This is a genomic window from Asticcacaulis taihuensis (assembly GCF_900100255.1).
GTDB lineage: Bacteria > Pseudomonadota > Alphaproteobacteria > Caulobacterales > Caulobacteraceae > Asticcacaulis > Asticcacaulis taihuensis.
Genome location: NZ_FMTS01000005.1, coordinates 131,016 through 156,348 on the forward strand (window position 1 = coordinate 131,016; position 25,333 = coordinate 156,348).

Here is a 25,333-nt window from a genome sequence, read left to right on the forward strand (position 1 = left end):
AGGTGTTTACACCCCACATAATGTTGTCTACGCTCGCCACCTGACGAAGTTAGGGGAATCGCATGAGCGCGAACGCACCGTGGAGTGTGAAGGGTATTGACGCCAGGGCGCGCGAAGTCGCCAAGGATCTGGCGCGCCGCTCCGGTCTGACTCTCGGCGAATGGCTCAATCAGATGATTCTCGAAGGCGAGGATGTCGGGGCGCTGATCAGCCGCGAAAGTGCTCGTGTTGAACGCCCTGTTTACCGTGATCCCTATAACGAACCCGAAACGGGAGGGCGTATGGCCCAGAGACACAAGGATGCGCCGCGCAAGCCGGCCACGCCCTATTCATCCGCCGCTCAGCCCCTCAGTTCGCGTGATTTGCGCCGCCGGTCGATCTTTGACGAACGGCCGGCCTATGATGACGGTTATGCCGCCGAAGAGGCGCGCTATGAGGCCGCCTCCAGTGACCTCAGCCGGGTGGCCCGCGCGCTTGAATCTCTGGGCGCGCGCATGGAAAATTCGGAAGCGCGTTCTGCCAGCGCCGTGCGTGGCGTCTCCCATGCCGTCGAGTCGGTCCTGAGCCGGCTGGAGCGCAACGAAGCCGCGCACGCCGAGGTTCAGGGGCGGATCGAAGAGCAGTCCGAAGCCGTCGTGTCATCGTTCGAGCGTTTGGCCCGTACCGAGGAAGACCACGGCCTGTTCGCCGAGCGCCTGGAGCAGGCGGAGCGCCTGATCGATGCTCAGGCCGAGCGCCTTGAAGGTCTGTCCACTCATGTCCGCGAAGCGCGCGAACGTGCCGCGAAAATCGAGCAGGAACTGGCCTCGCCGCAAGCGAACGAAACAGTCCGGGCCGTTGAGGCCACGCTCGGTAAGCTGGCCAACCAGCTTTACGAGGGCGAAGCCCGTACCCGCGACAGCCTGACCGGCGTGCGCGAAGATATGGTCGGCCTGTCGCATCGCCTGTCGCAAATGGAACTGCGTGATCCCGACCGTGCGGCGCAAGGGCTGATCGACAAGGTGGTGGCGCAACTGGCGCACCGCCTCGATGCCGCCGAAGCCAATACCACCGGCGCCATCCGCACGCTCGAACAGGCGTTCAAGGCGCTTGAAGGCCGCCTGAACCAGGTGGAAGCGGGTGGCGATGTCACCGATCCGGAAACCATGAAGTCGCTGAGCGGGCTGGCGGCCGACCTGTCACGACGCGTCGAGGAATCGCGCCAGGATCTGTTCAGCGCCTTGCAGACCGGCAAGCAGGAAACCATCGAGCTGGCGGTCAAGGTCGTGGGTGAGCGCATCGAGCAGTCGGAAAAACGCTCCGCCGGCGCCATAGAGCGCATGGGCCAGGACGTGCTGCGCATCGCCGATAATCTCAACCGCCGCATGGCGGGGGTAGAGACCAGCAATCATGACGGCCTGACCCGCGTCAGCCGTGATGTCCAGCGCATCGCCGATACGGTCGATGGCCGCTTCAACCGCATTGAAGGCAGCCATGCCCAGGCGCTGGAACGTCTCGGCGGCGAGATCGCCCGTATTTCCGAACGTCTGACCGGCAAGATGGCGGACTCCGAACGCCGTGCCGCGGAAGTCGTCGGGGCTGTGGGCGAGCAGTTCGAGCGCCAGCGCACTGAGTTGTCCGACCGCATCCGCGCCAGTGAGGAGCGCACAGCGAAGCTGCTGGAAGAAACGCGCGCCCGTATCGATTCGCGCCTTGCCAAGGTGCAGACGGAAAGCCTGCTGGCGGAAGCCGAGGCAAAGCCGGCAACACGGCCCGTCACGCACGATGACGATATGGACGGCGGACTGCCCAACCCGTTCATAAGCGCGCCGCAGCATTCGCAGGCGGAGGCCGAGGCGCCGATATCGTCTGCATCGGCCGAAGAGGAAACCATCGACCTGACCGGTCGTTTGCTTGATTTCGGCGAACCGCAGTTCAAGCCGGATTTCGATCCGTTCGAGGAAGAGGATCTGGAAGCCGATCTGGTGATGAACGAACCTCTGACGGCCGCTGCTGCGCCATTGGCGCCGCAGGTTCAGACGCCGCTTTCGACTCTGGAAGATGATGACGACAGCGACCCGTTCGCCGATATCGAGGTGTCGCGCAAGACGGCCCCGCGCCAGGCCGTGCATATGGAAAGCATTCCGCAGCAGCCGATGATCCATGCCGAGGTGTCGGCCGAAACCGCGCGCAGTCCATTCGATGATGAGGACGAAGGCGATTTTGATGCCGCTCCGGTTTCGGTCTCGACGCGCGATGCCCTGGCAGCGGCGCGGGCGGCGGTGCGCGCCAGCATCGAAGGCAATGACGACCGCAAGTCGGGCGGCCTGGGTCTGGGGCTCCTGCGGGCCGGTCCGTCAAAGGCCAAGGGCGTCAAGCCGGAAGCCGCTGCAAAAAACAAGGGCGGCAGCACCTTCCTGAATGCCGTAAAGGCGTCGTCGGTGGCCATGGGCCTGGTCGCGGTCGGCACGGCCGGCTGGGTTGTTGTCAACAAGCTGGCCAATGAGCAGAAGGCGCCCACGCCCATCGCGGCTTCGGCCCTGACGGTCAGTGCGCCGGCGGTTCAGGATCAGCAGGCCCTCAAAACACGCTATGACCTGGCCTTGCAGGCTTTGCAGGCCCGCGATCCGAAATCGATTGACCTGATGAAGATGGTGGCCAACCAGGGCTATGCGCCGGCCCAGTACCAGCTTGGTATCCTCTATAAGGGCGGCACGCTGGTCACGCCTGACAAGGCCGAGGCACGCACGTGGATGAAGCGCGCGGCTGAAGGTGGCGTTCCCGCAGCCATGAACGAATACGGTTACATGTTCTATAATGGCGAAGGCGGCGCGCAGGATCGCCCGACGGCGGCGCTGTGGTTCCGCAAGGCGGCGGAGCGCGGCGTCGTCGATGGCCAGTATAATCTGGCCCAGCTCTACCAGAGCGGCAAGGGCGTGCCGCTCAATCCGAGCGAAGCCTACAAGTGGATGAAGATCGCCGCCAATAATGGCGCCGATGGCGCCAAGGCTTACGCCGCTGACCTTGGGTCGCAACTGAGCGACGAACAGCGCGCCCGTGCCGATGACGCCGTGGCGCGGTTCACGCCCATCAGCGACGGCGGGCCGGTGGCGGCCGGTTCGGAATCGGCCGGTTAATCGATTGACTCATAAATCTTTTAAAGGCCGCGCCCTCACAGCGCGGCCTTTCTGTTACCAGTAGCTGCCTGTTTTGAGGCACTTTTGCCAGTGACTGTTGGCGCGCATCCGGCAGGCTGTATCCGAACACAGGGCGGCATCGGCCTGGTGCTTCTGGGCGCATTGCAGTTTGTTGGGATTATCGCCCGCGGCCTGAACCGCTTTGGGCGTGCCCAGCAGGGCCTTCATTTCGGGGGAGGTGGCATAGCTGGCGGGATTCTTGCCGAAAGTGTCCGTGGCCGAAAGACTGGCGCCGTGGGCGACGAGGATTTTTGCCATTTCCACCCGGTCGCGTTCGGCGGCGGTGTGCAGAAGGGTCGAGCCGGTATTGTCCTTGTCGTTCACCCCGACGCAGTTTTCGATATAGGCGGTCAATTCATCCGGATGATTGTACCAGATGGCGTCACGGGCACGCAGGCGGGCGCGGTTCTGCGGCGTGCGACCGTCATTCGTGGTGGCCGTCGCTGCGCGTTCGCAATATCCCATCTCATCCGTGCCCTGATGAGGGGCCAGACTCGTGCCCTGGCTGGACGCCGGGGTGATTGCTGGACTGACTGGCGCGGGCTTCGCCTTGGGCGCCGCGGGCGGTTGCGGCGGCAGGCTGGCGAGATAAGCCTTCATGGTGCTGTCATAGGCATATTGCGCCGGTGTCTTGCCGGATGTGTTCTTGATATCCAGCCGCGCGCCGTGCGCCAGCAGGATCTTGACCGCGCTGAGCTTGTTGCCGTCGATCGCGGTATGCAGCAGCGTATTGCCGGAAGAATCGCGCGAATTGATATCGACGCAGTCTTCCAGGAGCGCGGTCAGTTCGTCATCGTTGTTGAAAAATACGTCTTCACGCGCCCGCAGTCGCGGATCGGTGGCCTGCTTGACCACGCCATCATTGGGCGTGTTCGCGACCGCTTCGCAGGCGCCGCCCCTGGTGTAGGTGGCGGCATTTGCGGCCGGACCGGACCCGGCGCCAACAGCCCCTACCACCAGGCATCCGGCGAAAAAACCCGCGGCGGCGAATATGGCAAATTTTTTCATGTGGTTCCCTCCCTGGCGAAAACCTAATATGCGCCTGAGACCGGGTAAAGCCGGCAAACGCTTTTCCCGGTAAAATGCGATTAGCGCGCGGCTTTTTTCTTCGTAATTTAGTCCTTAGATTCGCATTACGGACGACGGGAATTCTGTTTCACATTTTGTTCCTTTTCATCTTGGCCATGTCCCCGGCGCACGTTAAGCTTTGGTTGTGAGTGAAGACGTAACCCTGAAGCCTCCTGAAACGCCGGTCTGGTGGCGTGACCACGCGCCGAAAGCGGCGCTGGGATATTCGCCGGCGCGCGCCTTTATCGCGGGGGAGGACGCCCGCGCGCTTTCCGTCAATGAATTGCGCGAACTGTGGGGCCGTGAACCCCTGATTGTCGCCAATGCGGCCCTGGTCCGGACGCGCCTGTTCGGCAATCGCCAGCACCGCGAGGCGCGCCATTTCGATGTGCTGGAACTCTTTGCCTTCATCCGCCCGGCGCAGTTCTGCGCGCCTTCCGTGGCCGGGCTGGCCCTGGCCTGCGGCTATGCCGAACCACAGACGCCGGAGGCTCAGGCGCAGGTGTTGTTCGATGTCATCACCCGCCTGTGCGAAGACCTGAAGGCCGCGCCGCTCGGCTTCCGGCTGGTGGCGCAATCGGGCGTGCGGCTGATGGAAAAGCAGGGCTGGCCGTGGGCGCCCCTGCTCCAGGCGGTGCTGGACGAAAGCCAGATACCCGCCGATTACGTGCCGCCGCCGGCGCTCGATGTCTGGACCCTGCTGGAGGAATGGGAAGACCAGCCGCCGGAAGGCCAGGCGCGCGCCGTTTCGCTGACTGAAGAGGAGGTCGGTGCGGCGCTGGATGCCAATCTCGCCCGCGCCGGACTGGATGAACGCCGGCCGGAACAGCGCGAATTCGCCCAGAAGGCCCGTGACATCTTCGCGCCGAAATTCATGAAGGACCAGCCCAATATGCTGCTGGCCGAGGCGGGCACCGGCGTCGGCAAGACGCTGGGCTACCTGGCGCCGGCTCATGCCTGGGCGAGGAAGGCGCAGGGGCAGGTCTGGGTTTCGACCTATACCAAGGCGCTGCAGAAGCAGATCTATAACGACACCCGCGCCCTGTTCGACAGCCCGCATGAGCGCGCCGAACAGGTGGTGGTGCGTAAAGGCCGGGAAAATTATCTCTGCCTGCTCAATTTCCAGGAGCGCCTGAACGGCGCCCACAGCCAACCCGAAATCATCATGGCCGTGCTGATGGCGCGCTGGGTGCTCTACAGCCGCGATGGCGACATCATGAGCGGTGACTTTCCAACCTGGCTGCCGTCGCTGCTGCCGCCCTCATCGCCGGCGCACGTTTTCCAGACCCTGACACCATCGGCGCTCGTGGATCGGCGCGGTGAATGCACCTATGCCGCCTGTCCGCATTACCGGGTCTGCTTCATCGAAAAGTCGGTGCGCAAGGCGAAATCGGCCACCCTGGTCATTGCCAACCACGCCCTCGTCATGGCGCAGGCCGCCTATGACCTGCGCGATGTGGCGCGGGCTGAAATGGAAGCCGAGCTGAACGGCGAGGATATGCAGGATGAGGTGGCGACGTCTGCCCTGTCGCGGCTGATCTTCGACGAAGGCCACCATGTCTTCGAGGCGGCGGACAGCGCCTTCGCCACGCGGCTTTCCGGGCTGGAGGCTTTTGAGCTGCGCCGCTGGATACGCGGCAATGAAGGCCGTTCGCGTCGCGGGCGGGGGCTGGAGGCGCGTCTGGGCGACCTGCTTTCCGGCGATGACGCCTCGAAACAGGCCATGCAGGAACTGATGCGCGCCGCCGTCGTCCTGCCGGCGGAAGGGTTTTCCCAGCGCATTACCGTGCGCACGCAAAGCGGCGGCGGCCTTGATCCGGTGGGGCCAATCGAGGCCCTGCTGGTGGAGGTCTACGGGCAGATTGATATCCGGCAAGGCGAAGCGCGCCTTCGCTCCCGTTTTTCGGCCGATGGCGAGCAGGGGGGCGAATGCGAGGCGCATCCGTGTCTGGAGGGCGTGGCTCTGGCTGCGAAGACCGCGGCGCGAGCCCTGGCCGCCATTGAAGCCCCGCTGCTGGCCCTGGTGCGGGCGCTGGAAGACCGCTTGAGTAGCGGCAAGGAAGATATTGAGCCGGCCGATCGCATCCGCATCGAAGGCGCCCTGCGTGGATTGGAACGGCGGGCGCGGATGCTGCTGCCGGCGTGGCGGGCTTTGTTGCAGCAATTGACGCTGGATGATGAGCCGACACCTGAGGGCGCACAGACCATCGACTGGTTCTCGACCGAAGTGATCCGCGGCCGGGTCGTCGATGTCTGCCTCAACCGCCATTATGTCGATCCCTCCCTGCCGCTGGCCGAATATGTCCTCAAGCCGGCGCATGGCGTGCTGGTGGCCTCCGCCACCCTGAGCGACGGCATTAAGGTGGAAGAAGGGGAGAGCCGGGACATTTTTGCCCTGGCCCGCCAGCGCACCGGTGCCAATCATCTGGTCATGGGCGCGAAAGCCATCCGCGTCGCCTCGCCGTTCGATTATGCCGCTCAGGCGCGTCTGTTTGTCGTCACCGATGTCAGCCGCGAGGATGCGCGCTCGGTGGGTGCGGCCATGCAGGCCCTGTTCGTGGCAGCGAAAGGCGGGGCCCTGGGGCTTTTCACCGCCATTCGTCGCCTGAAAGCGGTCTATGAGCAGATCAACAAGCCGCTGAGCGAGCAGGGGCTGTCGCTTTACGCCCAGCATGTCGATCCGCTCGATGTCTCCGACCTGATCAGCGTCTTCCGCGCCGAACATCATTCCTGCCTGCTGGGCACGGATGCCATCCGTGACGGCGTCGATGTGCCCGGCCAGGCCCTTCGGCTGATCGCCTTTGACCGCATTCCGTGGCCGCGGCCGGATACGCTTCACCGCGCCCGTCGTCAGCATTTCGGCGCCAGGCTTTATGATGATGCGCTCACGCGCGCCAAGCTGGCCCAGGCGTTCGGGCGTCTGATCCGCCGCAAGGACGATCGCGGCGTGTTTGTCATGCTCGATTCCGCCGCGCCGACGCGCCTGTTTTCCGGTCTGCCGGAAGGCGTTCTGGTGCAGAGATGCACACTGGCGGAAGCGATTACCGCTATCGAGAAGTTCCTCTATCCCGATTGACTTTGTTCAGGGCGGCGTGTTTGGTTAACGGCTTAATCCGAGGGGCTTACCGTGACCGACGACCTGACCTTACCTGCCAAGCCGCAAAAGAAGGCCAGCCGCTGGGGGCTGTTCGGTCCCGTAATGCTGCTGGCTCTGATCTGCGCGGCCTGGAGCGGTTACTGGTTCTATACCGCCGGCCGCATCCAGGCGCAGGTGCTGCAACACCAGAAGGCACTGATCGCCGCCGGTTATCAGGCCAGTTTCGATCCGATCAAGGTTACCGGTTTTCCCTATCGCATGGTGATCGATTTCCATCGCCTCAACATCATCTCGCCAAACGGAAAGGGCTTTTCCGCACCGGAACTGCGTGCCGAGGCCAATGCCTATGCACTGGATAACTGGGTAGCGGCGGCGCCGCAAGGCCTGACCCTCTATCGCGGACGGACCGGCGGCATCGATCGCGGCAAGGTCTCGGTCATGGGCAACGGCTTGCGGGCCAGCGCCTTCAACCTGTCGAAGCCGGTCCCGACCGTTGCCATCGAAGGCGATAACCTGGTGCTGGCCGCTTCGGATGCGGGTTACCCACTGCCGTTCACCACGGCGAAAACGCTTGAAGCGCATCTGCGACCTACCAACAATGTGCCCGACAGCGCCGATTTTATGCTGAATTTCACCGGTGCGCAGGGACAGCCGAAGAGCCTGGCCGGTGATTTCGGTGCCAGCAAGGCGCTGTCCCTGCAGGTCGAGGGTGCGATCAGCCATGTCTCGACCCTGCGTGATACCGGTGCTTCCGGCGCCTGGGCGGCGAAGGGCGGGCAGGTCTCGGCCTTTCGCCTGAAGCTGGTGCAGGGCGGGCTTGCGCCCCTGCCGGCCAATATCTTTACCACGGACTGCAAGGCGGCCAGTGCCGGCGATCTCAATGTCTGCGCCAGCAGCGATCTTTTGACCCCGGATGCGGCGGGGCGCGTCAATGGCAAGCTGAATATAGAGATGTCGGGCACGTTCAACCCTATCGATGTGCTGGTCGCGCTGAACCTCATCTCTCAGGAAAACATGACCATTGCCCGGCCCTTGCTCAACATGACCCTGGCGACGCAGGGGGCGCAGAAATTCGCCGTCGAATTTCATGATGGCGGCGCCTGGATTGGGCCTTTGAAAGTTTCAGATGCACCTATACTGCCCTACTAGGCTTTTATACTGACATTTTGCCAAACAAGACTTGTGATGCGGGTGATGGAAGCCTAAAGTCAGGACTTCCTGTCGCCTAATAGGATGTGGTTTATTGAGTACGCTTGCCGACCTCCGCACGCAGATTGACGCCCTGGATGCGGAATTACTGCGTCTCGTTGATGCCCGTGCGGCGCTGGGTAAGGCCATCGGCGAGGCCAAGGCAAAGGAAGAGCCGGCCAACATTCAGGTATCGCTGCTGCGTCCGGACCGCGAAGCCATGCTGATCCGCAAGCTGCTGGCCATGCCGCGCCAGGCTGCCAGCGATGGCGTGGTCGTGCGCATCTGGCGTGAACTCATTTCCGAAAACCTGCGCATTCAGGGGGCCGCCAGTAATGGGGGCCTTCATTTGAATCTGAGCGCCGCCGAACACTCGAAGGAAGTGCTGGTGTGGGCACGCGAACGTTTCGGCATTGCGCCGAGCTTCGGCTATGTCAATGATGCGACAGCGGCCATCCAGGCGGCGCGCGATGTGCGTCATATCTCCGTTTTGAGCCTCGATCCGCGTGGCGGCGCCTGGTGGGCGCGTCTGCTGGCCGAACCGAAGGTGCGGATTATCGCTGCGCTCCCCGAACTCTCGACTGCCCGGCCGCACGCCGTGGCGCTGGCGGCTATCGCGCCGGAACCCACGGGAGACGACATGACCTTCTGGGTCAGCGATTCCGCCGAACACGAAAACAAGATCATCGAAGCGCTTGGCCAGCGGGGCTTCGCCGCCGAATGGCTTTGCACCGCCCAGGGCTTGAAGCTGTTCGGCCTGATGGGCTATGTGCAGGAACATGACGAGCGGCTGGCGACCAAGACGCTTGGCAGCCTGTCAGGCATTATCGGCGCCGCGCCACGCATTTAAAGAGATATCGAAATGACCAAGACCGTACCCGCGCCTAAAGCGGGCATACTGGATATCGCCCCCTATGTCGGCGGCAAGTCGAAGATCGAGGGCGTGGCCGAACCGATCAAGCTGTCTTCCAATGAAAATGCGCTGGGTTGTTCGGCGCTTGCCATCGAAGCCTATGAAAAGGCAAGGGAAAAGCTCTTTCGCTATCCGGATGGCCATGCCGCCCCCTTGCGCGCCGCCGTCGCGGAATATCATGGTCTGGAACCGGAGCGCCTGGTCTTCGGCAATGGCTCTGACGAGGTCTTCGCCCTGCTGAACCAGGTCTATCTTGAAGCCGGCGACAATATTGTCACCGGCGAGCACGGCTTCCTGGCCTATCGCATTTCGGCGCTCGCCTGTCAGGCCGAGGTGAAGCTGGCCGAGGAGCCGGATCAGCGTATCAGCATCGACAAACTGCTCGAACTGGTCGATGATCGGACGAAGATTGTCTACATCTCTAATCCGGCCAATCCGACCGGCACCTGGAATACGCCGGAAGAAATCGCCGACCTGCGGGCGCGGCTCGATCCGTCCATCCTGCTGTGCATCGATGAAGCCTATGCCGAATTTGTCGACGAACCGACCTGGGAGACGGCGTTTCCGATGGCGCGCGGCCTGAATAATATGGTCGTCACGCGCACCTTTTCCAAGATTCACGGCCTCGCGGGCCTGCGTATCGGTTTCGGCTATTGTCCGGTTGAGGTCATCGCTGCGATTGACCGTATCCGCCTGCCCTTCAATGCCAATCTTCCGGCGCAATATGCCGCCGTGGCCGCCTTGCAGGATAAGGTCCATATCGAGGCGTCGCGCCAGCAGGTGCTGAACTGGCAGCCGCGGATGCGTCAGGCCATTGCCGGTCTGGGCTTCGATATCCGCAAGGGGACAGGCAATTTCGTGCTGGTCTATTTCCGCGATGCGGAGGAAGCGGCGCGCGCCAACGAGTTCCTGATGACGCAAGGTCTGATCGTGCGTCATGTTGCCAATTACGGCCTGCCGCAATGCCTGCGCATCACCATCGGTAAAGATGAGGAAAATCAGGCGGTGATCGAAGCGCTGGGCAAGTTCGCGGCTCAAAGACAGTAAGCAAGAAGCCCCACCACCATTGCTTCGCAATGGTTCCCCTCCCCAACAAGTTGGGGAGGTATAAGATATAAAAATCATCCTTCTTATACCTCCCCGCTTGTCGGGGAGCCGGGCGGCCGGTGCCGGGGACCATAAGCGAAGCGCAATGGTGGTGGGGTATCTTACTTTCCTTGCTGCAGCGCGGAAATGTCGCATTATTTGCCGGATCGCGCTAAGCTATCTATATTGCTGACACGCTCACAGCCGAAGTTTCCCCATGCCTGATCAATCCGCCCCTGCCGCCAATACCAAAATCGTCTTCGGACAGGGCTTCCTGAAGGATTGCTGGTGGTTTGCCGCGCTCTCCGGCGATCTGGTGGCAGGCAAGCTGCAGCGCTATGTCATCCTGGGCGAACCTGTCCTGCTGGCGCGTGATCTCGACGGCCGCGCCTTTGCCATGCGCGATATCTGCCCGCACCGCGCCGCCCCGCTTTCCGCCGGTGAGATGATTCGCGATGGCAGGGGCGGGGCCTGCGTGGTGCAGTGCTGCTATCACGGCTGGACCTTCGATACTGAGGGCACCTGCAAGAGCATCCCGTCGCTTACCGCCGACCAACCGATGGACGTGGAGAAAATCAAGGTCCGTTCTTACGAAATCCGCGAACAGCAGGGCATCATCTGGATCTACATCACCGCCGATCCACGCCGCCCGACTGAACCCGATCACGAACCGCCGATCCTGCCGGGTGTGGTGGGCGGCCATAAAAACGATATTAGGCCCATCATCGTCGAAACCATGGATTTCGACAGCCATATCGATCATGCCGTGGTCGGTCTGATGGACCCGGCGCACGGTCCTTATGTGCATCAGCAATGGTGGTGGCGCTCGGCCAAGAAGCAGCTTTCCAAGATCAAGCAATTCGAGCCGCGCGAATACGGCTTCTCGATGGTGCGCCACGCGCCGTCTTCCAACAGCCGCGCCTACAAGATCCTCGGTGGCGCACCGGCCACCGAAATCACTTTCCGTCTGCCGGGTATCCGTTACGAGCATATCGAGATCGGCAGCCAGCAGGTTCTCGGCCTGACCTGCCTGACCCCGATCGATGACAATAAAACCCGCATCACGCAAGTTTTCTGGTCGGATCACGGCCTCTTCCGTTTCATCGCGCCGTTGTTCCGCTTTGGTGCGAAAGCCTTCCTCAAGCAGGATGGCGACATGGTCAATCTGCAAAATGAGGGGCTGAAATATGATCCGGCCCTGATCTGGATCGACGATGCCGATACCCAGGCCAAATGGTATCAGCAGCTTAAAAAGGAATGGATGCAGGCGAGGGCCGAGAAGCGGCCCTTCGTCAATCCGGTCAAGCCGACGACCTTGAAGTGGACGAGTTAAACAAAAAGCCTTCAATCGGATGACTGAAGGCCTTTTGTTTGAGGCACGAAACGCGCGGTCAAGCCGCTTTCAGTCCGGCGACGACAAGCGCGATCTGGGCGTTCAGGCTTTTCGCCAGCCGCTCCATATCGAAGGCGCCGCTGTCGTCGCTGCCCTGATAGGCACGGCGCAGATTGGCGAGGCACAGGTCTTCCAGCACTTCGGACGCGCATTCGACATTGACGGACTGCGGCACTTCATTGCGCGCCTGCGCCGCCTTCAGCGTATCGAGCAGGACGAAACGGATCAGGTCGCTCATCTGCCCGACCTGATTGACCGGTGTCTGGCCCTGGCTCCATTTCATCACAAAGGCGGAGAGCACGATGCGGGCATTGTGCTGGGTGGCCTCATAGCCGCGCATCAGTTGCGTATGCAGGCGGCTGACCAGATCAAGCTTTTCGTCAAGCGCGTCGCGCATGGTACGGATCACGCGACTATTTTCGCTTTCCAAAACGGTCAGGAAGATTTCGTTCTTGTCCGCGAAGTTGGCGAACAGGGCGCCGGTGGAAAGCCCGGCGGCGCGGGCGATATCGCGCAGGGTGGCCGCTTCGAAGCCGCGCTCACGGAAAAGGGTCGCAGCCGATTCGAGAATCTTCAGGCGGTTACGTTCTTTCGACTTGGCGCGATTGCCGGCCGGAACGGGTTTGTCGCTGGCGATGGCAGTCTCACTTACAGGATCGGTGGGATGGTGGGGATCGTACATAACGCGTTACTCGCACACAAAAATGAAGTTTACCTTCGGGGAAGAATTCTCGTCGGATTTGCCCTATTTAGTATGGCCGTCTTCCCATTACAAGGATGACGCCGTTATTCTGTGCGTCACTTTTCAGTACGCACATGAACAGCAAATTGTACGCGCGGCATCAGAAAATCCGTCGCTGTACAAGGATAAATAACTCGACTTTTGGCTATAAAAAGGCGATTTTGTCTCATGACCAAAATACTTTTCTATCTGGCGCTTATCGCCATGTTCGCCGTGCTGGTGGTGCTGGGCGCCGGCATATTCAGCCTGGTGCGTGGCGGCACCTTCCGCGAAAACTGGTCGAACAAGCTGATGCGCCTGCGCGTCCTGTTTCAGGCCATCGCCATTGTGTTGCTGGTTATCCTTGCCTGGGCCATGCACCATTCTTCTTAGCCGCTCAAGCGCCGCGAGGCTTACGCGCAAACGTGCGCGGCGGGCCGTCGCCCTTGCCAAATCTCAATGAATGAGATTTGGAGATACGGTATCCTGCTGCGGGGACTATATGGTCAAGCTCAATAAAATCTACACCCGCACCGGTGATGACGGCACCACCGGCCTGGCTGATGGCTCGCGCCGGCCAAAGGACGATCCGCGTCTGGTCGCCATCGGCAGCGTTGACGAAACCAATGCGGCCCTGGGACTGGTGCGGCTGAACAGCGCAGGCGATCCGGCGCTGGATACCCTGCTAGCGCGCATTCAGAACGAATTGTTCGATCTCGGCGCCGACCTGGCCACGCCGTCTGATGAGGTTTCGTGGACGCCTTTACGCATCAAGGCGCATCAGGTCTTGGCGCTGGAAGCGGCGCTGGATGGCTTCAACGCGCCGATTGCGCCCCTGACCTCCTTCATCCTGCCGGCTGGATCGCCCTTGAGCGCCCATCTGCACTTGGCGCGCACCGTGGCCCGGCGAGCCGAGCGCGATGCCGTTGCCCTGGCCCGGATCGATGGCGAAGCGGTCAATCCAGAAGCATTGAAATACCTCAACCGTCTGTCCGATCTGTTGTTCGTTCTGGCGCGCCATGCTAACGATCAGGGCCGCGCCGACGTCTTGTGGGTGCCGTCGAAATAGCCGCCGAGAGAAGATGATGTCGAAAGCTTTTACCGCCATTGCGCTTATCCTGCCTTGTTTGCTGCTGACGCAGTGCGACGCTGTCGAGAAGGCGGCCGGCAGGGGGAATGCTGAAAATCCGGCGGTGGCTTTTGACGTGGCGATCGAAATGACGCCGGCCGCCGCGGCGCGCTTCAAGGCAACCGGGGATACCCTGGTGGTCGATGTCGCCTATTACGGCTACCCCACCGAAGCCGCGCGCTCGAAAGCCAATGGTCTGCATCAGATAGACCTGGGGCAGGAGCGGGTGGGCGTGCTGCCCAATGTGGCGAAGGTGCATATGCCGGGCGGCGGCCTTAACCAGAAGGGGCTTTCGGATATTGTCGATGGGGACGTCATGGTGCTGGTCGATGGGTACAGCATCACGCCTGACAGCAACGAGGACAATCAGGTGCGATGCAGCTATTACCGCGACCGGCTGGAAATGGCGCGCAGCAAGCCGCCGGTCCTGAAGTGCGATATTCCCGCGAACGACTGATTATTTCGAGGCGGCGCTGTTGACCGCACCATTCACCGCTCTGGCATTGCTCGCCTTCAGCGCATCGTCATGATAATCGATGGTGGCTTTTTCGCCGTCTTTGCGGCCAGTGATGGTCGAGAGCGCGATCGGCGCATAGCACTTGTGCGCCTTCCAGGAATACCAGCCCTGGGCGCTTTCGCACTTCTTCTTCGGGATGTCGTAGAGCCAGCCATATCCAACAATACCCGCGCTGCACAGGCCGAGCAGGATGATGAAGACGTATTTCAGTTTGCCGATCTGGCTGGGCATGGGCAGGGTTTTCCGAAGGCGTAACTTGACGTGAACGTAAACATGTGGTTATTCCTTTATGCGCCAATTAAGGCGGTGGGGCAATGGAAAACGTCCGCTAAAACGCCAAACAGGAATTGACTTTGCGGACGTTGGTCGTCATGTGAAGCCCCATATGAATCCCTGGCCGACATGCCCGGCAAAGGCATCAGGAAACGAACTGAAAAAGGTTAGAAGCCATGAAGATTTTGGTCCCCGTCAAGCGGGTGCTGGATTACAACGTCAAGGTCCGGGTCAAGTCCGACCAGTCGGGCGTCGATCTGGCGAACGTCAAGATGTCGATGAACCCGTTCGATGAAATCGCCGTCGAGGAAGCCACCCGCCTGAAGGAAAAAGGCGTGGCCACTGAGATCGTCGCCGTCTCCATCGGGCCGGCGCAGGCGAAGGATACCATCATCACGGCGCTGACCATAGGCGCCGATCGCGGCATCCTGATCCAGACCGACCAGGACGTTGAGCCGCTGGCCGTCGCCAAGCTGCTGAAAGCCGTAGCCGAGACCGAAAAGCCCGACCTGATCATCATGGGCAAGCAGGCGATCGATGGCGATAACAACGCCACCGGTCAGATGCTTTCCACCCTGCTCGATTGGCCCCAGGCCACCTTCGCTTCCAAGGTCGTGGTCGAAAACGGTGAAGCGCAAGTGACGCGCGAAGTCGATGGCGGCCTGCAGACACTCGGCGTCAAGCTGCCGGCAGTCATTACCACCGACCTGCGCCTCAATGAGCCGCGCTATGCCTCGCTGCCCAATATCATGAAGGCGAAGAAGAAGCCGCTGGAGACAAAGACCGTCGCCGATTACGGCGTCGATGTCACGCCACGCCTGAAAGTTCTCAAGGTCACCGAGCCGCCCAAGCGTTCGGCGGGTAAAAAGTTGGCCGATGCCGCCGAACTGGTCGCCAACCTCAAGTCCGCAGGAGTTCTGTAAGATGGCCGCTCTCGTTATTGCCGATCATGATGGCGCCCACCTGCGCGATACCACCCACAAGACCGTCACTGCCGCCCTGGCCCTGTCGTCCGATGTCGACGTGCTGGTCTATGGCGAAGGCGTGAAAACCGTGGCTGAGGCCGCGTCGAAGATCGCCGGTGTCCGCAAGGTGCTGGTCGCTGAATCCGCCGACCTGAAGCAGGATATCGCCGAAGACGTCGCTGCCCTGATCACCGGCCTGGCGGTCAATTATGATGCCGTCGCCATCCCGGCCTCGGCCTCAGGCAAGAACTTCGCCCCGCGCATCGCTGCCGCACTCGATGTGTCGTTGCTGTCGGACGTGATCGAAGTGGTCGATGGTTCAACCTTTGTGCGTCCGATCTATGCCGGCAACGCGCTGGAAACCGTCCAGACTTCGGAAGCCAAGAAGGTGCTGACCGTCCGCACCACGGCCTTCAAGGCTGCCGCTGAGGGCGGTTCGGCTTCGGTCGAAACCGTCACCGCGCCGGCAACCAAGGCCGGTACGCGCTTTATTTCGGAAGAGAAGGTCACCTCGGATCGTCCCGAACTGGGCGCCGCGAAGATCATCGTTTCCGGTGGCCGTGCGCTCGGTTCGAAAGAAGAGTTCGACGCCGTGATCGATCCGCTGGCTGATAAGCTGGGCGCCGCTGTCGGGGCTAGCAGAGCCGCTGTCGATGCCGGCTATGCTCCGAACGACTACCAGGTTGGCCAAACCGGCAAGGTGGTGGCGCCGGAGCTCTACATCGCCGTCGGTATTTCGGGGGCCATCCAGCACCTCGCCGGCATGAAGGATTCCAAGGTCATCGTGGCCATCAACAAAGATCCGGAAGCGCCGATCTTCTCGGTGGCTGATTATGGACTGGTGGCGGATTACAAGACCGCCATCCCCGACCTGATGAAGGCCCTAGGCTAAGCTCATTTTGTCCCTCCCCGAACCTTCGGGGAGGGACAATTTTTTCCGGGCTATTGCCTTGCCGCAAAGCGCGCTTTATCTCCGTAAAAAGATACAAATTCTACAAGGCGGACAGCATGACCACGATCAGGACCGTAGGCATTATTGGTGCAGGCCAGATGGGGGCGGGGATCGCCCAGGTCTGCGCGCAGGGCGGGTATGAGGTCGCGCTGTATGATGCTTCGGCCGATGCGGTGAAGGCCGCTGTCGGCCGCATTGAAAAGGGCCTTGCCCGCCTGGTCGAAAAGGAAGCGATCACGACTGAGCAGGCGACGGACGCTTTGAAGAAGCTGATGCCGGCGGCGTCCGTTTCGGAACTGAAGGACTGCGACCTGGTTATTGAGGCCGCCACCGAAAAGGAAGAGGTCAAGAACGCCATTTTCAAGTCGGTCTGCGAACACCTAAAGCCCGAAGCCCTTCTGGCCTCCAACACCTCGTCGATCTCGATCACGCGCCTCGCCGCCGCCACCGACCGACCCGGCAAGTTCATCGGCCTGCACTTCATGAACCCGGTGCCGATCATGAAACTGGTCGAAATCATCCGGGGCATCGCCACCGACGCCGCGACCTACGAAACGGCGGTCGCCTTTGCCCAGTCGCTCGGCAAGATCACCGCTAATTCCGAAGATTTCCCGGCCTTCATCGTCAACCGCATCCTTATCCCGATGATCAACGAGGCCATCTACACGCTTTATGAAGGGGTCGGCACGGTCGAGGCCATCGATACCGGTATGAAACTGGGCACCAACCACCCGATGGGGCCGCTCGAACTGGCCGATTTCATCGGTCTGGATACCGTCTTGGCCATCATGAACGTGCTTTATGAAGGTCTGTCGGATTCGAAATACCGCCCGTGCCCGCTGCTGGTGAAATATGTCGAGGCCGGCTGGTATGGCCGCAAGACGGGCCGCGGCTTCTACGATTATCGCGGCGAAAAGCCGGTCCCGACGCGCTAGATGCCAAATCCGGGGCTCAGCTATCGACAGCCCGAACTGCGCTGGATGGCGATCGCCGGCGTGGCGGCGCTATGCCTGCACGGCCTGTGCTGGCTGGGCGCCATTATGCTGAACGGCCATTCGGGCGCGTTTGCCGAAGTGCAACGGCAGGTGATGCTGGCCCTGTTCTGGATGATCGGCACCCTGATCATCTGGAAGATCGCCCCCTCGCCCTCGCGTCTGCACGCCGTCATGACGGTGCTGGCCTGCGCCCTGTTTGTCTGTGGCATCGGCTCGGTTTTCGCCATCGCCAATCTCGTATTTATCCAGCACTACACTTTGAACAGCGTGATGAAGACGCTGGGCCTTGCCAGCCTCCTGCTGCTTCTGATGCAGCTCTGCCTGGCCGTGCCCTCGGCCATTCTGTTGCAGGCAATCGCCTTGAAACGTAATTCAGCCGCCGGATGACCGCCCGCATCCGCACACTGGATCATGTGCGCGGCCTGAGTATTCTGGGCATATTGCTGGTCAATGCCATCGCCTTCGCCCAACCCTTCGCGGTCTACAGCCAGCCGAATATATCGCCCCTGCCGCTGACCAAGGCTGATCTGACCATCTGGTGGGTGATCGAGACCTTTTTCAAGGAAAAATTCATCACCTGCTTTACCCTGCTGTTCGGGGTGAGCGTGTATCTGGTCGGGCGTGATCGAAATCCCGCCGATCCGCTCTATCGCACGCCGCTGTTTCGCCGGCTGGCCTGGCTTGTGGTGTTCGGCCTGATCCACGGTGCCCTGATCTGGCATGGCGATATCCTGCTGTCCTATGCCCTGACCGGCTTCATTTTTTGGCGATGGCAGGACGCCTCGGCGCGCAAGCTGCTGGTCTGGGGCCTCGGCCTGTTTATCGCCGGTGCGGTGGTGATGCTTGGCCCCAATATCGCCACGACCCTGCAGGGTGAGCACGTCACGCCGGATTACGGTGATCTTGCTGAACTGGTCGCCCGGATGCGCGGTCCCTTCCTGATCTCGATGGCGCAGAATGCCACGGTCTGGAGCGAGACCATTGTATCGGAAGTGCTCGGTTATATGCCGACCACCCTGGGCTTGATGATGGTGGGCTTAAGCCTCTTCAAGACCGGCCTTTTGCGTGGCGAAGCGCCGATGCGGACCTATCTCTGGCTGATGGCGGCGGGGGCGGTGAGCCTGATGCTGATCGGCTGGCAGGCGCGGGTGACACTGGCGGCCGGTTTTCCCTATCCGGAGATATTTGGGCTTTATGCCCTGGCCAATGATCTTTTGTGCCTGCCGGTGGCGCTGGGCTATGTCAGCGTATTGGTGTTGCTCGGGCGGACATCAGTGGGTGCGGTGCTGTTATATCCACTGGCCTGTGCCGGAAGGATGGCCTTCACCAACTATCTGACGCAGTCCCTGATCATGACGGGGGTGTTCTATGGCGGACGCGGCCCGGACTGGTTTGGTGAAATGAACCATGCGGCGCTGGTGCCGGTCGTCGCGACCATCTGGATCGGTCAGTTGGTTGTCAGCACAATCTGGATGTCGGTCTTCCGTTACGGGCCGTTCGAATGGGGCTGGCGGTGTCTGACTTACCAGCGCTGGATGCCGATTTTAAAGTAAGATACCCCACCACCAACGCGCAAGGGCGCGTCGGTCCCCCTCCCCAGTAAACTGGGGAGGTACAAGAAACCAAACTCTTGTACCTCCCCGACTTGTCGGGGAGGGGGACCGCGCCATTCTTTATGGCGTGGTGGTGGGGCTTCTTGCTTAACCTATTCCGCCAATAGCCTATCCAGCAGGGCCTGGACTTCCGGCGTATCCCACTTGGCCTCACCATCCAGGCGCGCCACCTGACGGCCCTGTTTGTCGAGGATCAGGGTGCCGGGCATTCCGGTGATATTGTATTTCGATGGCGCCTGGAATTCCTGGTCGGCATAGACCTCCAGCGGCTGCTGCACATCCATGAAGGATTTGACATCGGCAAACTTGTCCTCGGTATCAACGCTGAGCGGCAACACTTTCACGCCCTTGCCGGCATAGTGTTCCTGAAGCTTGGCCAGGGTCGGCATCTCGAACCGGCAGGGCGCGCACCACGTCGCCCAGACATTCAGCACCACGACCTGGCCCTTGAAGTCGCTCAGTTTTACAGGCTTCTGGTTACGATCGATAAAGCTGATATCCGCTATTGTGACAGGCGCCTCGTTCGTTACCAGCTTGGCCAGCGCGCCCTTGGCATAGACGGCGAGTGGCCCCTTGGCCTGGGCGACGGCGGGCGCGTTTGTGGCCGCGATTTCGGTGCCCGGTACCGTGCCGGCCGGCTTTGCCACCAGACGCCAGGTTACCAGCGCGACGAGCGCCAGAACCACTATGGTTACAACGGCAATCACCGCCGCCGGCGGGCGTTTCATTTTTCTGACCCTGGGCGTGTTTGCGGCCTTGGGTTCCGCGGCGTCCTCCGCTATAGGCATGACCGCCGGGGCGACAGAAGGCTCGCCCTGAATTTCAGATTCCGTTGAGGGCGTTGCTTCGTCCTCATTCAACCTGGGTTCCGTCATGACCGATCCATCCGCCCAAAAAGCCCCGAACGCGCAGGCCCCTCAACAGGGCCAGAAAATGTGGGGCGGTCGTTTTACTGCCCGACCCGATGAGATTATGCAAGCCATCAATGTCTCCATCGATGTCGATAAACGCCTTTGGCAGCAAGACCTTGCGGGTTCGAAAGCCCACTGCGTCATGCTGGCCAAACAAGGTATCATAAGTTCGGAAGACTCCCAAATCATCCTGAACGGGCTGGAAACCATAACCGCCGAGATCGAGGCCGGAACCTTCCCTTTCCGCGCCGAGTTCGAAGACATTCACATGAATGTCGAGGCGCGTCTGCGCGAACTGATCGGCGCCACAGCCGGCCGCCTGCATACCGCCCGTTCGCGCAATGATCAGGTGGCGACCGATTTCCGCCTGTGGGTGCGCGACCAGGTCGATCTCACCATCCAGCAGCTTTATGACCTGCAGGGCGCACTGCTCAAGCGCGCCGAAGACTATGCCGATGCCCTGATGCCGGGCTTTACCCATTTGCAGCCCGCGCAACCGGTGACTTTTGGTCACCACCTGATGGCCTATGTCGAGATGATCGGCCGCGACCGGACGCGCTTTATCGATGCGCGCGCCCGCATGAACGAGAACCCGCTGGGTTCGGCAGCACTGGCCGGTTCGCCCTTCCCGATCGACCGCCACATGACGGCCCAGGCGTTGGGTTTTGACCGCCCCACCGGTAATTCGCTCGATGGCGTGTCGGATCGTGATTTCGCGCTTGAATCCTTAAGCCACGCCGCCATCTGCGCCGGACACCTGTCGCGCCTGGCCGAAGAGATCGTCATCTGGACGACGCCCTATTTCGGCTTCATCCGCCTGTCGGATGCGTTCTCGACCGGCTCCTCCATCATGCCGCAGAAGCGCAACCCGGATGCAGCCGAACTGGTGCGCGCCAAGACCGGCCGCATCAATGGCGCGCTGATCGCCCTGACCACGGTAATGAAGGGCCTGCCGCTGGCCTATTCCAAGGACATGCAGGAAGACAAGCCGCCGGTCTTCGAAGCCTTCGATGCCCTCGATCTCGCCATCCGCGCCATGACCGGCATGGTGCTCGATCTCCAGGCCAATACCGAGAAGATGGCCGCCGCCGCGGGCGCCGGTTTCTCGACCGCGACCGACCTGGCCGACTGGCTGGTGCGGAACTTAGGCATTCCCTTCCGCGATGCGCACCATATTACCGGCGCTGCGGTCAAGCTGGCGGAAGCGCAGGGTGTGGATTTGGCGCAACTAAGCCTTGGCGATCTGCAAAATCTGGAAGCCAGGATCACGGATGATGTGTATAAGGTGTTAACGCCTGAGGCCAGTTGCGCCAGCCGTCAAAGCTACGGCGGCACGGCGCCCGATCAGGTTCGCATTCAAATCCAGCGCTGGAAGGATCAACGCTCATGATGACGCCTAAAAACACCCGCCTTGCCATGACGATCGTGCTGGGTGCCGCGCTGGCTGCCTCCCTGCTGTCGGCCTGTGGCAAGCTGGGCGATCTCGAGCGCGCGCCGCCGATGATGAACAAGAAGGCGGCCGCCGAATGGTCGACCTCGCAGAACCCAGATGGCGGCGTGACCACCACGACCGATTCCTCGACGTCTCGCGCCACGGAAAAAGCAACGCCGGACGCCGATGCCAAGAACAGTATGGAAAACCCCTATGCCGTCAACAAGCGCATCCAGGATGCGCCGCTGGAAGGCACGGGCAGCAATAACGGCTTCCGCGACGCCCCGAACAAGTAAGTCCAATACGTAGATGAACCATTTCGAGTACCACGACGGCGAACTTTACTGCGAACAGGTCTCTTTGCGCGAACTGGCCGATACCGTCGGCACACCGCTATATGTCTATTCCTCGGCGACCCTTGAGCGGCATTATAATGTCTTCGCCGATGCCCTGTCGTCGAAGCCGGAACTGCGCAGCCCCAAGGGTGAGGCGCCGCTGGTGGCCTATGCCACCAAGGCCAATTCCAACCTGGGCGTGCTGGCCACTCTGGCGGCACAGGGCTGCGGGGCTGATACGGTTTCGGAAGGGGAAATCCGCAAGGCGCTGAAAGCGGGCATTCCGGCGGATCGCATCGTCTTTTCCGGCGTCGGCAAGACCGATGCGGAAATGGCATTCGCGCTGAAAGCGGGCATCTATCAGCTCAATGTCGAGTCACGCCCCGAACTGGAACGCCTGGCCCGCGTGGCCGCCGAACTCGACATGGTGGCGCCCTTTGTCATCCGCATCAATCCGGGCGTCGGCGCCGGTGGTCATGAAAAGATCACCACGGGCGGGGCGAAAGACAAGTTCGGCATCTCGGCGGCGGAAGCCTTGTCGCTTTACGCCGCCGCGGCCGGTCACCCCAATCTCGCGCCCATGGGCATTGCCTGTCATATCGGCAGCCAGATTCTCGATCTCAAGCCGTTGCAGGAAGCCTTCACCAGGATGCGCGGCTGGGTCGAGCAATTGCGCGCTGAGGGCCTGAGCGTTGAGCGCCTCGATCTTGGTGGCGGGCTCGGCGTGCCCTATTTCAACCAGAAGGAGCCGGCCAGCGTGGCCGACTATGCCGAAATGACGGCCCTGGCCGCCGGTAATCTGGGTGTACGCTATACCTTCGAGCCGGGCCGCCTGATCGCCGCCAATGCCGGTGTGCTGATCTCGAAGGTGGTGCATGTCCATGAGCGCGCCGATTCCGGCCAGCAGTTCCTGGTGATCGACGCGGCGATGAACGACCTGATCCGTCCGGCGCTTTACGATGCCTTTCATGATATCCGCCCCGTGGCACGCCCCGGCAACGAGACGGCGACCTATGATGTGGTCGGGCCGATCTGCGAGACCGGCGATACCTTCACGCGCGGGCGGGAGATGCCTGTGATGCAGGCGGGTGAACTGGTGTCCTTCATGAGCGCCGGGGCCTATGGCGCGGTCATGGGAAGCGAATATAATTCGCGGCCACTCGCGCCGGAGGTGTTGGTGCGTGACGCTGACTGGTCTGTCGTGCGTCCTCGGCCAAGTTATGAAGAGATGATGGCGCGGGAGCCGATTCCGGCCTGGCTGTCACCGTCACCACGCGTCAAAACGGCTTGATTTGGAATAGGGGGGGCTATGCAGCAGAGCAATCAATCACCGTTGGCGCCGCTCAATCGCGGATTGTTCTTCACGAAAGCGACGATGATCTGGGAGCGTCTGCTGCTGCCATTCCTGTTCCCATTCGTGCTTCTGGCCCTGCTGATCGCGGTGGCGGGGCAGTGGGGGCTGTTTGGGGGGCTGCCGAAAGCGGCGCATATTGCCGTGCTGGTGGTTGGGCTGATCCTCTGCATCATTGCCGCGGTGCGCACAATTTTACGCTTTCGGATGCCGACCTTCACCGAAATCAATACCCGTCTGGCGCTGGATAATGGCCTTCGCCCGGACCGTTTGCTGGCCATGCGTCATGAGAAAAACCAACCGCCTTTGAAGGTCGGCAAAGCTAAGGCGGGCATCGCGGCCTCCGATCCGTTTGCCCTGCGCTATGTGGCCTTGGCGGCGGCGATACTGGGTTTCCTGATCCAGGGGCCGGTATCGGTTGAGCGGGTGGCGAGCGGATTTGTGCCACTGGGAAATAATGTGCAGAGTTTTGCAGCCGTAAGTCTTAAGTAAGAAACCCCACCACCATTTCGCCTTCGGCTCATGGTCCCCCTCCCCAACAAGTTGGGGAGGTATAAGACAAAGCGCCTTCCTATACCTCCCCACCTCTGGTGGGGAGGGGGACCGCACGACGCGCAAAGCGCTAGATGCAGTGGTGGGGTTTCTTGCTTATTAAACCTAATCCAGAACCCCGATGTAGGGCAGGGCGCGATATTTGCCGCCATCATCCAGTCCGTAGCCGACGAGATAGCGCGCCGGCGCTTCCCAGGCACAGAAATCGACCTCCATCTCACGCATCTTGCTGTCCTTCATCGGATCGGGCTTGCGGGCGAAAACGGCGGTCAGTACTTCCGAAGCACCGGCTTCCCGAGCGATCTCGCAGGCGATTTTCAGTGAGGCGCCGGTATCGAGCACATCGTCCATGATCAGCACCTGCCGGCCTTCGACCGAGCGCTGCAAGGGCGCACGGATCAGCATGGCGCCGCTTTCGTGACTGTCGGCGTAGGAGGACAGCCACAGGGCATCAAAGGCGATATCCTTGCCCGCACGATTGAGGGCGCGGCTGAGATCGGCGGCGAACCAGATGCCGCCGGTCAGCAGGCAGACCCCGACGCAGTCCGGCTTTATATAGTCGATCATCAGATCGGCCAGCGCGGTGACGCGGCCCTGAACCTCGTCTTCACTGAGCAGAGCGGCAGGTCGGTGATCGGTCATGCGTATACTCGGTAAGCTAGTGGGACGCGCCGTGGGTGTCGGCAGCCTCATGAGGCAGGCTTGAGCGCAGGGCCGGCTCCGGCTGGTCATGCGCCGGTTCATCGGCCGCCTCGGCATGGGCAGGTGCGGCCTCCGGCGGTGCGGCCGTTTCGTGCGCTGGTTTGGACGCCGTTTCGTCAGCCACTTCGTGACCGGCGCCTTCGTCATGGCCGCTCACCGGCGTGACGCGCAGGTCGGGGCCGGCGGTCTTCATCTTCTTCATCGCCACCAGGTCGAAATCGAGGTCGAGCGACGAGGTCAGGTTCTTTGGGTCGGCGACATCGAAGACCAGGGTGCGCGTGGCATGGGGCGCCACGACGAGGCCGTCCGACGGCATCAGCACTGAATTGAACTCCTGCAGGGTAGAATCGAGCAGCTTGACGCGGACCGGCGGCACCGGCACCGGCTTGTCACTGGTGTTCTTTATCTGTGCCTTGACCGTCACCACGAAGCGTCCGCCCTTGAAGGCGGCATCCGCGTTCTTGTCGCCGAAGACGAGATGCGTGCCATTGACCTTCATGCCGACCATGGCATAGGCGCCGGCGATGCGCGGGAAGGCGCGGACGATATCGACGCGCAGGAAGAAGCCCAGCGCCAGGATCAGCGCAAAGGCGGCCGCCATGCCGCCCCAGACCATGCCCTGCGCCGCCAGGGCCTTCATCCGCTTCTTGTCTTCGAGGATGGCGCGGTATTTCAGCGGCAGCTTCTTGGCCTTGACCGTATGCAGATCCTCGACCGTTTCCTTCTCGGACTTCTTGACGTCGCTGAAGGAGAGATCGATCGGCTTTTCCGGGCGTTCGGCGTGCCAGGTGGTCTTACAGGCCGCGCAGCGCACAGTCCGTCCGCGAACGCCCAGTTGGGATTCGTTGAGCGTGTATTTCGTCGCGCAGTTAGGACAGCTCAGGATCATGATCAGTTAAGTCGAACGGCACCGAATCAGTACATAAACCCGTTAACCACATACGGGTTCTTAACCTTATGTCCC

24 protein-coding genes are annotated in these 25,333 nt (G+C 61.5%); 18 read left to right on the forward strand and 6 right to left on the reverse strand.

The genetic code is table 11. From position 1 onward, the window contains the following. The first annotated feature begins 62 nt into the window (after window positions 1–62). The gene (locus tag BLO49_RS12985) at window positions 63–3,116 is read left to right on the forward strand and encodes an SEL1-like repeat protein (protein ID WP_090649369.1); all 3,054 of its coding nucleotides are present in this window, start codon (window positions 63–65) and stop codon (window positions 3,114–3,116) included. Window positions 3,117–3,170: 54 nt separating this feature from the next. On the opposite strand, the gene BLO49_RS12990 is transcribed toward BLO49_RS12985, so the two are convergent. Continuing rightward, window positions 3,171–4,184, reverse strand: coding sequence for an ankyrin repeat domain-containing protein (locus BLO49_RS12990; RefSeq protein ID WP_090649373.1), 1,014 nt, complete (start codon window positions 4,182–4,184; stop codon window positions 3,171–3,173). Window positions 4,185–4,389: 205 nt separating this feature from the next. On the opposite strand from BLO49_RS12990, the gene BLO49_RS12995 reads away from it, so the two are divergent. The 5 genes from BLO49_RS12995 (at window position 4,390) to BLO49_RS13015 (ending at window position 11,861) form a co-directional block, all read left to right on the forward strand. Further along, the gene (locus BLO49_RS12995; RefSeq protein WP_245679022.1) at window positions 4,390–7,320 is read left to right on the forward strand and encodes an ATP-dependent DNA helicase; all 2,931 of its coding nucleotides are present in this window, start codon (window positions 4,390–4,392) and stop codon (window positions 7,318–7,320) included. Window positions 7,321–7,371: 51 nt separating this feature from the next. Further along, complete coding sequence (locus tag BLO49_RS13000) at window positions 7,372–8,490, forward strand: DUF2125 domain-containing protein (RefSeq protein ID WP_245679023.1); 1,119 nt, start codon at window positions 7,372–7,374, stop codon at window positions 8,488–8,490. A 94-nt stretch (window positions 8,491–8,584) separates the two neighbouring features. Then, window positions 8,585–9,379 (forward strand): chorismate mutase, encoded by a 795-nt coding sequence (locus BLO49_RS13005; RefSeq protein WP_090649379.1) that lies wholly within the window; start codon window positions 8,585–8,587, stop codon window positions 9,377–9,379. 12 nt (window positions 9,380–9,391) lie between these two features. After that, window positions 9,392–10,489 carry a histidinol-phosphate transaminase gene (gene hisC, locus BLO49_RS13010; RefSeq protein ID WP_090649382.1) on the forward strand — a complete coding sequence of 366 codons (1,098 nt, stop codon included), beginning with the start codon at window positions 9,392–9,394 and terminating at the stop codon, window positions 10,487–10,489. Window positions 10,490–10,745: 256 nt separating this feature from the next. After that, complete coding sequence (locus tag BLO49_RS13015) at window positions 10,746–11,861, forward strand: aromatic ring-hydroxylating oxygenase subunit alpha (RefSeq protein ID WP_090649385.1); 1,116 nt, start codon at window positions 10,746–10,748, stop codon at window positions 11,859–11,861. Between the two features lie 58 nt (window positions 11,862–11,919). On the opposite strand, the gene BLO49_RS13020 is transcribed toward BLO49_RS13015, so the two are convergent. Then, entirely contained in the window at window positions 11,920–12,603 is a 684-nt protein-coding gene (locus tag BLO49_RS13020) for a TetR/AcrR family transcriptional regulator (protein ID WP_090649388.1), read from the reverse strand. Between the two features lie 228 nt (window positions 12,604–12,831). Between BLO49_RS13020 and BLO49_RS13025 the strand changes: the two genes are divergently transcribed. The 3 genes from BLO49_RS13025 (at window position 12,832) to BLO49_RS13035 (ending at window position 14,228) form a co-directional block, all read left to right on the forward strand. Continuing rightward, on the forward strand, window positions 12,832–13,035 hold the full coding sequence (locus BLO49_RS13025; RefSeq protein WP_090649391.1) for a twin transmembrane helix small protein: 204 nt from the start codon (window positions 12,832–12,834) through the stop codon (window positions 13,033–13,035). 109 nt (window positions 13,036–13,144) lie between these two features. Continuing rightward, a complete protein-coding gene (locus BLO49_RS13030; RefSeq protein WP_090649394.1) occupies window positions 13,145–13,711 on the forward strand; it encodes a cob(I)yrinic acid a,c-diamide adenosyltransferase in 567 nt (188 codons plus the stop codon). Between the two features lie 16 nt (window positions 13,712–13,727). After that, a complete protein-coding gene (locus BLO49_RS13035; RefSeq protein WP_139159692.1) occupies window positions 13,728–14,228 on the forward strand; it encodes a hypothetical protein in 501 nt (166 codons plus the stop codon). Here BLO49_RS13035 and BLO49_RS13040 read toward each other — a convergent pair whose 3' ends face one another. Then, window positions 14,229–14,519, reverse strand: coding sequence for a hypothetical protein (locus BLO49_RS13040; RefSeq protein WP_090649400.1), 291 nt, complete (start codon window positions 14,517–14,519; stop codon window positions 14,229–14,231). A 218-nt stretch (window positions 14,520–14,737) separates the two neighbouring features. Between BLO49_RS13040 and BLO49_RS13045 the strand changes: the two genes are divergently transcribed. The 5 genes from BLO49_RS13045 to BLO49_RS13065 all read left to right on the forward strand — a co-directional run bounded on the left by BLO49_RS13045 (window position 14,738) and on the right by BLO49_RS13065 (window position 19,026). Beyond that, window positions 14,738–15,484, forward strand: coding sequence for an electron transfer flavoprotein subunit beta/FixA family protein (locus BLO49_RS13045; RefSeq protein WP_090649403.1), 747 nt, complete (start codon window positions 14,738–14,740; stop codon window positions 15,482–15,484). Window position 15,485: 1 nt separating this feature from the next. Continuing rightward, a complete protein-coding gene (locus BLO49_RS13050; RefSeq protein WP_090649406.1) occupies window positions 15,486–16,418 on the forward strand; it encodes an electron transfer flavoprotein subunit alpha/FixB family protein in 933 nt (310 codons plus the stop codon). 116 nt (window positions 16,419–16,534) lie between these two features. Further along, window positions 16,535–17,413 carry a 3-hydroxybutyryl-CoA dehydrogenase gene (locus BLO49_RS13055; protein WP_090649408.1) on the forward strand — a complete coding sequence of 293 codons (879 nt, stop codon included), beginning with the start codon at window positions 16,535–16,537 and terminating at the stop codon, window positions 17,411–17,413. After that, entirely contained in the window at window positions 17,414–17,860 is a 447-nt protein-coding gene (locus BLO49_RS13060; RefSeq protein ID WP_090649410.1) for a hypothetical protein, read from the forward strand. Continuing rightward, on the forward strand, window positions 17,857–19,026 hold the full coding sequence (locus BLO49_RS13065; RefSeq protein ID WP_090649413.1) for a DUF418 domain-containing protein: 1,170 nt from the start codon (window positions 17,857–17,859) through the stop codon (window positions 19,024–19,026). The genes BLO49_RS13060 and BLO49_RS13065 overlap by 4 nt, the downstream gene beginning before the upstream one ends. Window positions 19,027–19,178: 152 nt before the next feature. On the opposite strand, the gene BLO49_RS13070 is transcribed toward BLO49_RS13065, so the two are convergent. After that, complete coding sequence (locus BLO49_RS13070; RefSeq protein WP_170828338.1) at window positions 19,179–19,814, reverse strand: TlpA family protein disulfide reductase; 636 nt, start codon at window positions 19,812–19,814, stop codon at window positions 19,179–19,181. Window positions 19,815–19,959: 145 nt separating this feature from the next. On the opposite strand from BLO49_RS13070, the gene argH reads away from it, so the two are divergent. From argH to BLO49_RS13090, 4 genes are read left to right on the forward strand one after another with little or no spacing between them, the layout of a single operon-like run. After that, window positions 19,960–21,387 carry an argininosuccinate lyase gene (gene argH, locus BLO49_RS13075; protein ID WP_245679024.1) on the forward strand — a complete coding sequence of 476 codons (1,428 nt, stop codon included), beginning with the start codon at window positions 19,960–19,962 and terminating at the stop codon, window positions 21,385–21,387. Next, window positions 21,384–21,725, forward strand: a complete 342-nt coding sequence (locus tag BLO49_RS13080) for a hypothetical protein (protein WP_245679025.1) — start codon at window positions 21,384–21,386, stop codon at window positions 21,723–21,725. The genes argH and BLO49_RS13080 overlap by 4 nt, the downstream gene beginning before the upstream one ends. 13 nt (window positions 21,726–21,738) lie before the next feature. Beyond that, window positions 21,739–23,055 (forward strand): diaminopimelate decarboxylase, encoded by a 1,317-nt coding sequence (gene lysA, locus BLO49_RS13085; protein ID WP_090649418.1) that lies wholly within the window; start codon window positions 21,739–21,741, stop codon window positions 23,053–23,055. An 18-nt stretch (window positions 23,056–23,073) separates the two neighbouring features. Then, window positions 23,074–23,607, forward strand: coding sequence for a DUF4175 family protein (locus BLO49_RS13090; RefSeq protein ID WP_090649421.1), 534 nt, complete (start codon window positions 23,074–23,076; stop codon window positions 23,605–23,607). Between the two features lie 165 nt (window positions 23,608–23,772). On the opposite strand, the gene BLO49_RS13095 is transcribed toward BLO49_RS13090, so the two are convergent. Next, window positions 23,773–24,309 (reverse strand): phosphoribosyltransferase, encoded by a 537-nt coding sequence (locus BLO49_RS13095; protein ID WP_090649424.1) that lies wholly within the window; start codon window positions 24,307–24,309, stop codon window positions 23,773–23,775. Window positions 24,310–24,325: 16 nt separating this feature from the next. Then, entirely contained in the window at window positions 24,326–25,258 is a 933-nt protein-coding gene (locus tag BLO49_RS13100) for an MJ0042-type zinc finger domain-containing protein (protein ID WP_090649427.1), read from the reverse strand. Between the last annotated feature and the right edge of the window lie 75 nt (window positions 25,259–25,333).

Excerpts from the sequence above, each read along its gene's own strand:
- BLO49_RS12985 (WP_090649369.1), top strand. The coding sequence starts at position 63 with ATGAGCGCGAACGCACCGTGGAGTGTGAAGGGTATTGACGCCAGGGCG.
- BLO49_RS12990 (WP_090649373.1), bottom strand. The coding sequence starts at position 4,184 with ATGAAAAAATTTGCCATATTCGCCGCCGCGGGTTTTTTCGCCGGATGC.
- hisC (WP_090649382.1), top strand. The coding sequence starts at position 9,392 with ATGACCAAGACCGTACCCGCGCCTAAAGCGGGCATACTGGATATCGCC.
- BLO49_RS13015 (WP_090649385.1), top strand. The coding sequence starts at position 10,746 with ATGCCTGATCAATCCGCCCCTGCCGCCAATACCAAAATCGTCTTCGGA.
- BLO49_RS13020 (WP_090649388.1), bottom strand. The coding sequence starts at position 12,603 with ATGTACGATCCCCACCATCCCACCGATCCTGTAAGTGAGACTGCCATC.
- BLO49_RS13025 (WP_090649391.1), top strand. The coding sequence starts at position 12,832 with ATGACCAAAATACTTTTCTATCTGGCGCTTATCGCCATGTTCGCCGTG.
- BLO49_RS13030 (WP_090649394.1), top strand. The coding sequence starts at position 13,145 with ATGGTCAAGCTCAATAAAATCTACACCCGCACCGGTGATGACGGCACC.
- BLO49_RS13035 (WP_139159692.1), top strand. The coding sequence starts at position 13,728 with ATGTCGAAAGCTTTTACCGCCATTGCGCTTATCCTGCCTTGTTTGCTG.
- BLO49_RS13040 (WP_090649400.1), bottom strand. The coding sequence starts at position 14,519 with ATGCCCAGCCAGATCGGCAAACTGAAATACGTCTTCATCATCCTGCTC.
- BLO49_RS13045 (WP_090649403.1), top strand. The coding sequence starts at position 14,738 with ATGAAGATTTTGGTCCCCGTCAAGCGGGTGCTGGATTACAACGTCAAG.
- BLO49_RS13050 (WP_090649406.1), top strand. The coding sequence starts at position 15,486 with ATGGCCGCTCTCGTTATTGCCGATCATGATGGCGCCCACCTGCGCGAT.
- BLO49_RS13055 (WP_090649408.1), top strand. The coding sequence starts at position 16,535 with ATGACCACGATCAGGACCGTAGGCATTATTGGTGCAGGCCAGATGGGG.
- BLO49_RS13060 (WP_090649410.1), top strand. The coding sequence starts at position 17,414 with ATGCCAAATCCGGGGCTCAGCTATCGACAGCCCGAACTGCGCTGGATG.
- BLO49_RS13065 (WP_090649413.1), top strand. The coding sequence starts at position 17,857 with ATGACCGCCCGCATCCGCACACTGGATCATGTGCGCGGCCTGAGTATT.
- BLO49_RS13070 (WP_170828338.1), bottom strand. The coding sequence starts at position 19,814 with ATGAAACGCCCGCCGGCGGCGGTGATTGCCGTTGTAACCATAGTGGTT.
- argH (WP_245679024.1), top strand. The coding sequence starts at position 19,960 with ATGACCGATCCATCCGCCCAAAAAGCCCCGAACGCGCAGGCCCCTCAA.
- BLO49_RS13080 (WP_245679025.1), top strand. The coding sequence starts at position 21,384 with ATGATGACGCCTAAAAACACCCGCCTTGCCATGACGATCGTGCTGGGT.
- lysA (WP_090649418.1), top strand. The coding sequence starts at position 21,739 with ATGAACCATTTCGAGTACCACGACGGCGAACTTTACTGCGAACAGGTC.
- BLO49_RS13090 (WP_090649421.1), top strand. The coding sequence starts at position 23,074 with ATGCAGCAGAGCAATCAATCACCGTTGGCGCCGCTCAATCGCGGATTG.
- BLO49_RS13095 (WP_090649424.1), bottom strand. The coding sequence starts at position 24,309 with ATGACCGATCACCGACCTGCCGCTCTGCTCAGTGAAGACGAGGTTCAG.
- BLO49_RS13100 (WP_090649427.1), bottom strand. The coding sequence starts at position 25,258 with ATGATCCTGAGCTGTCCTAACTGCGCGACGAAATACACGCTCAACGAA.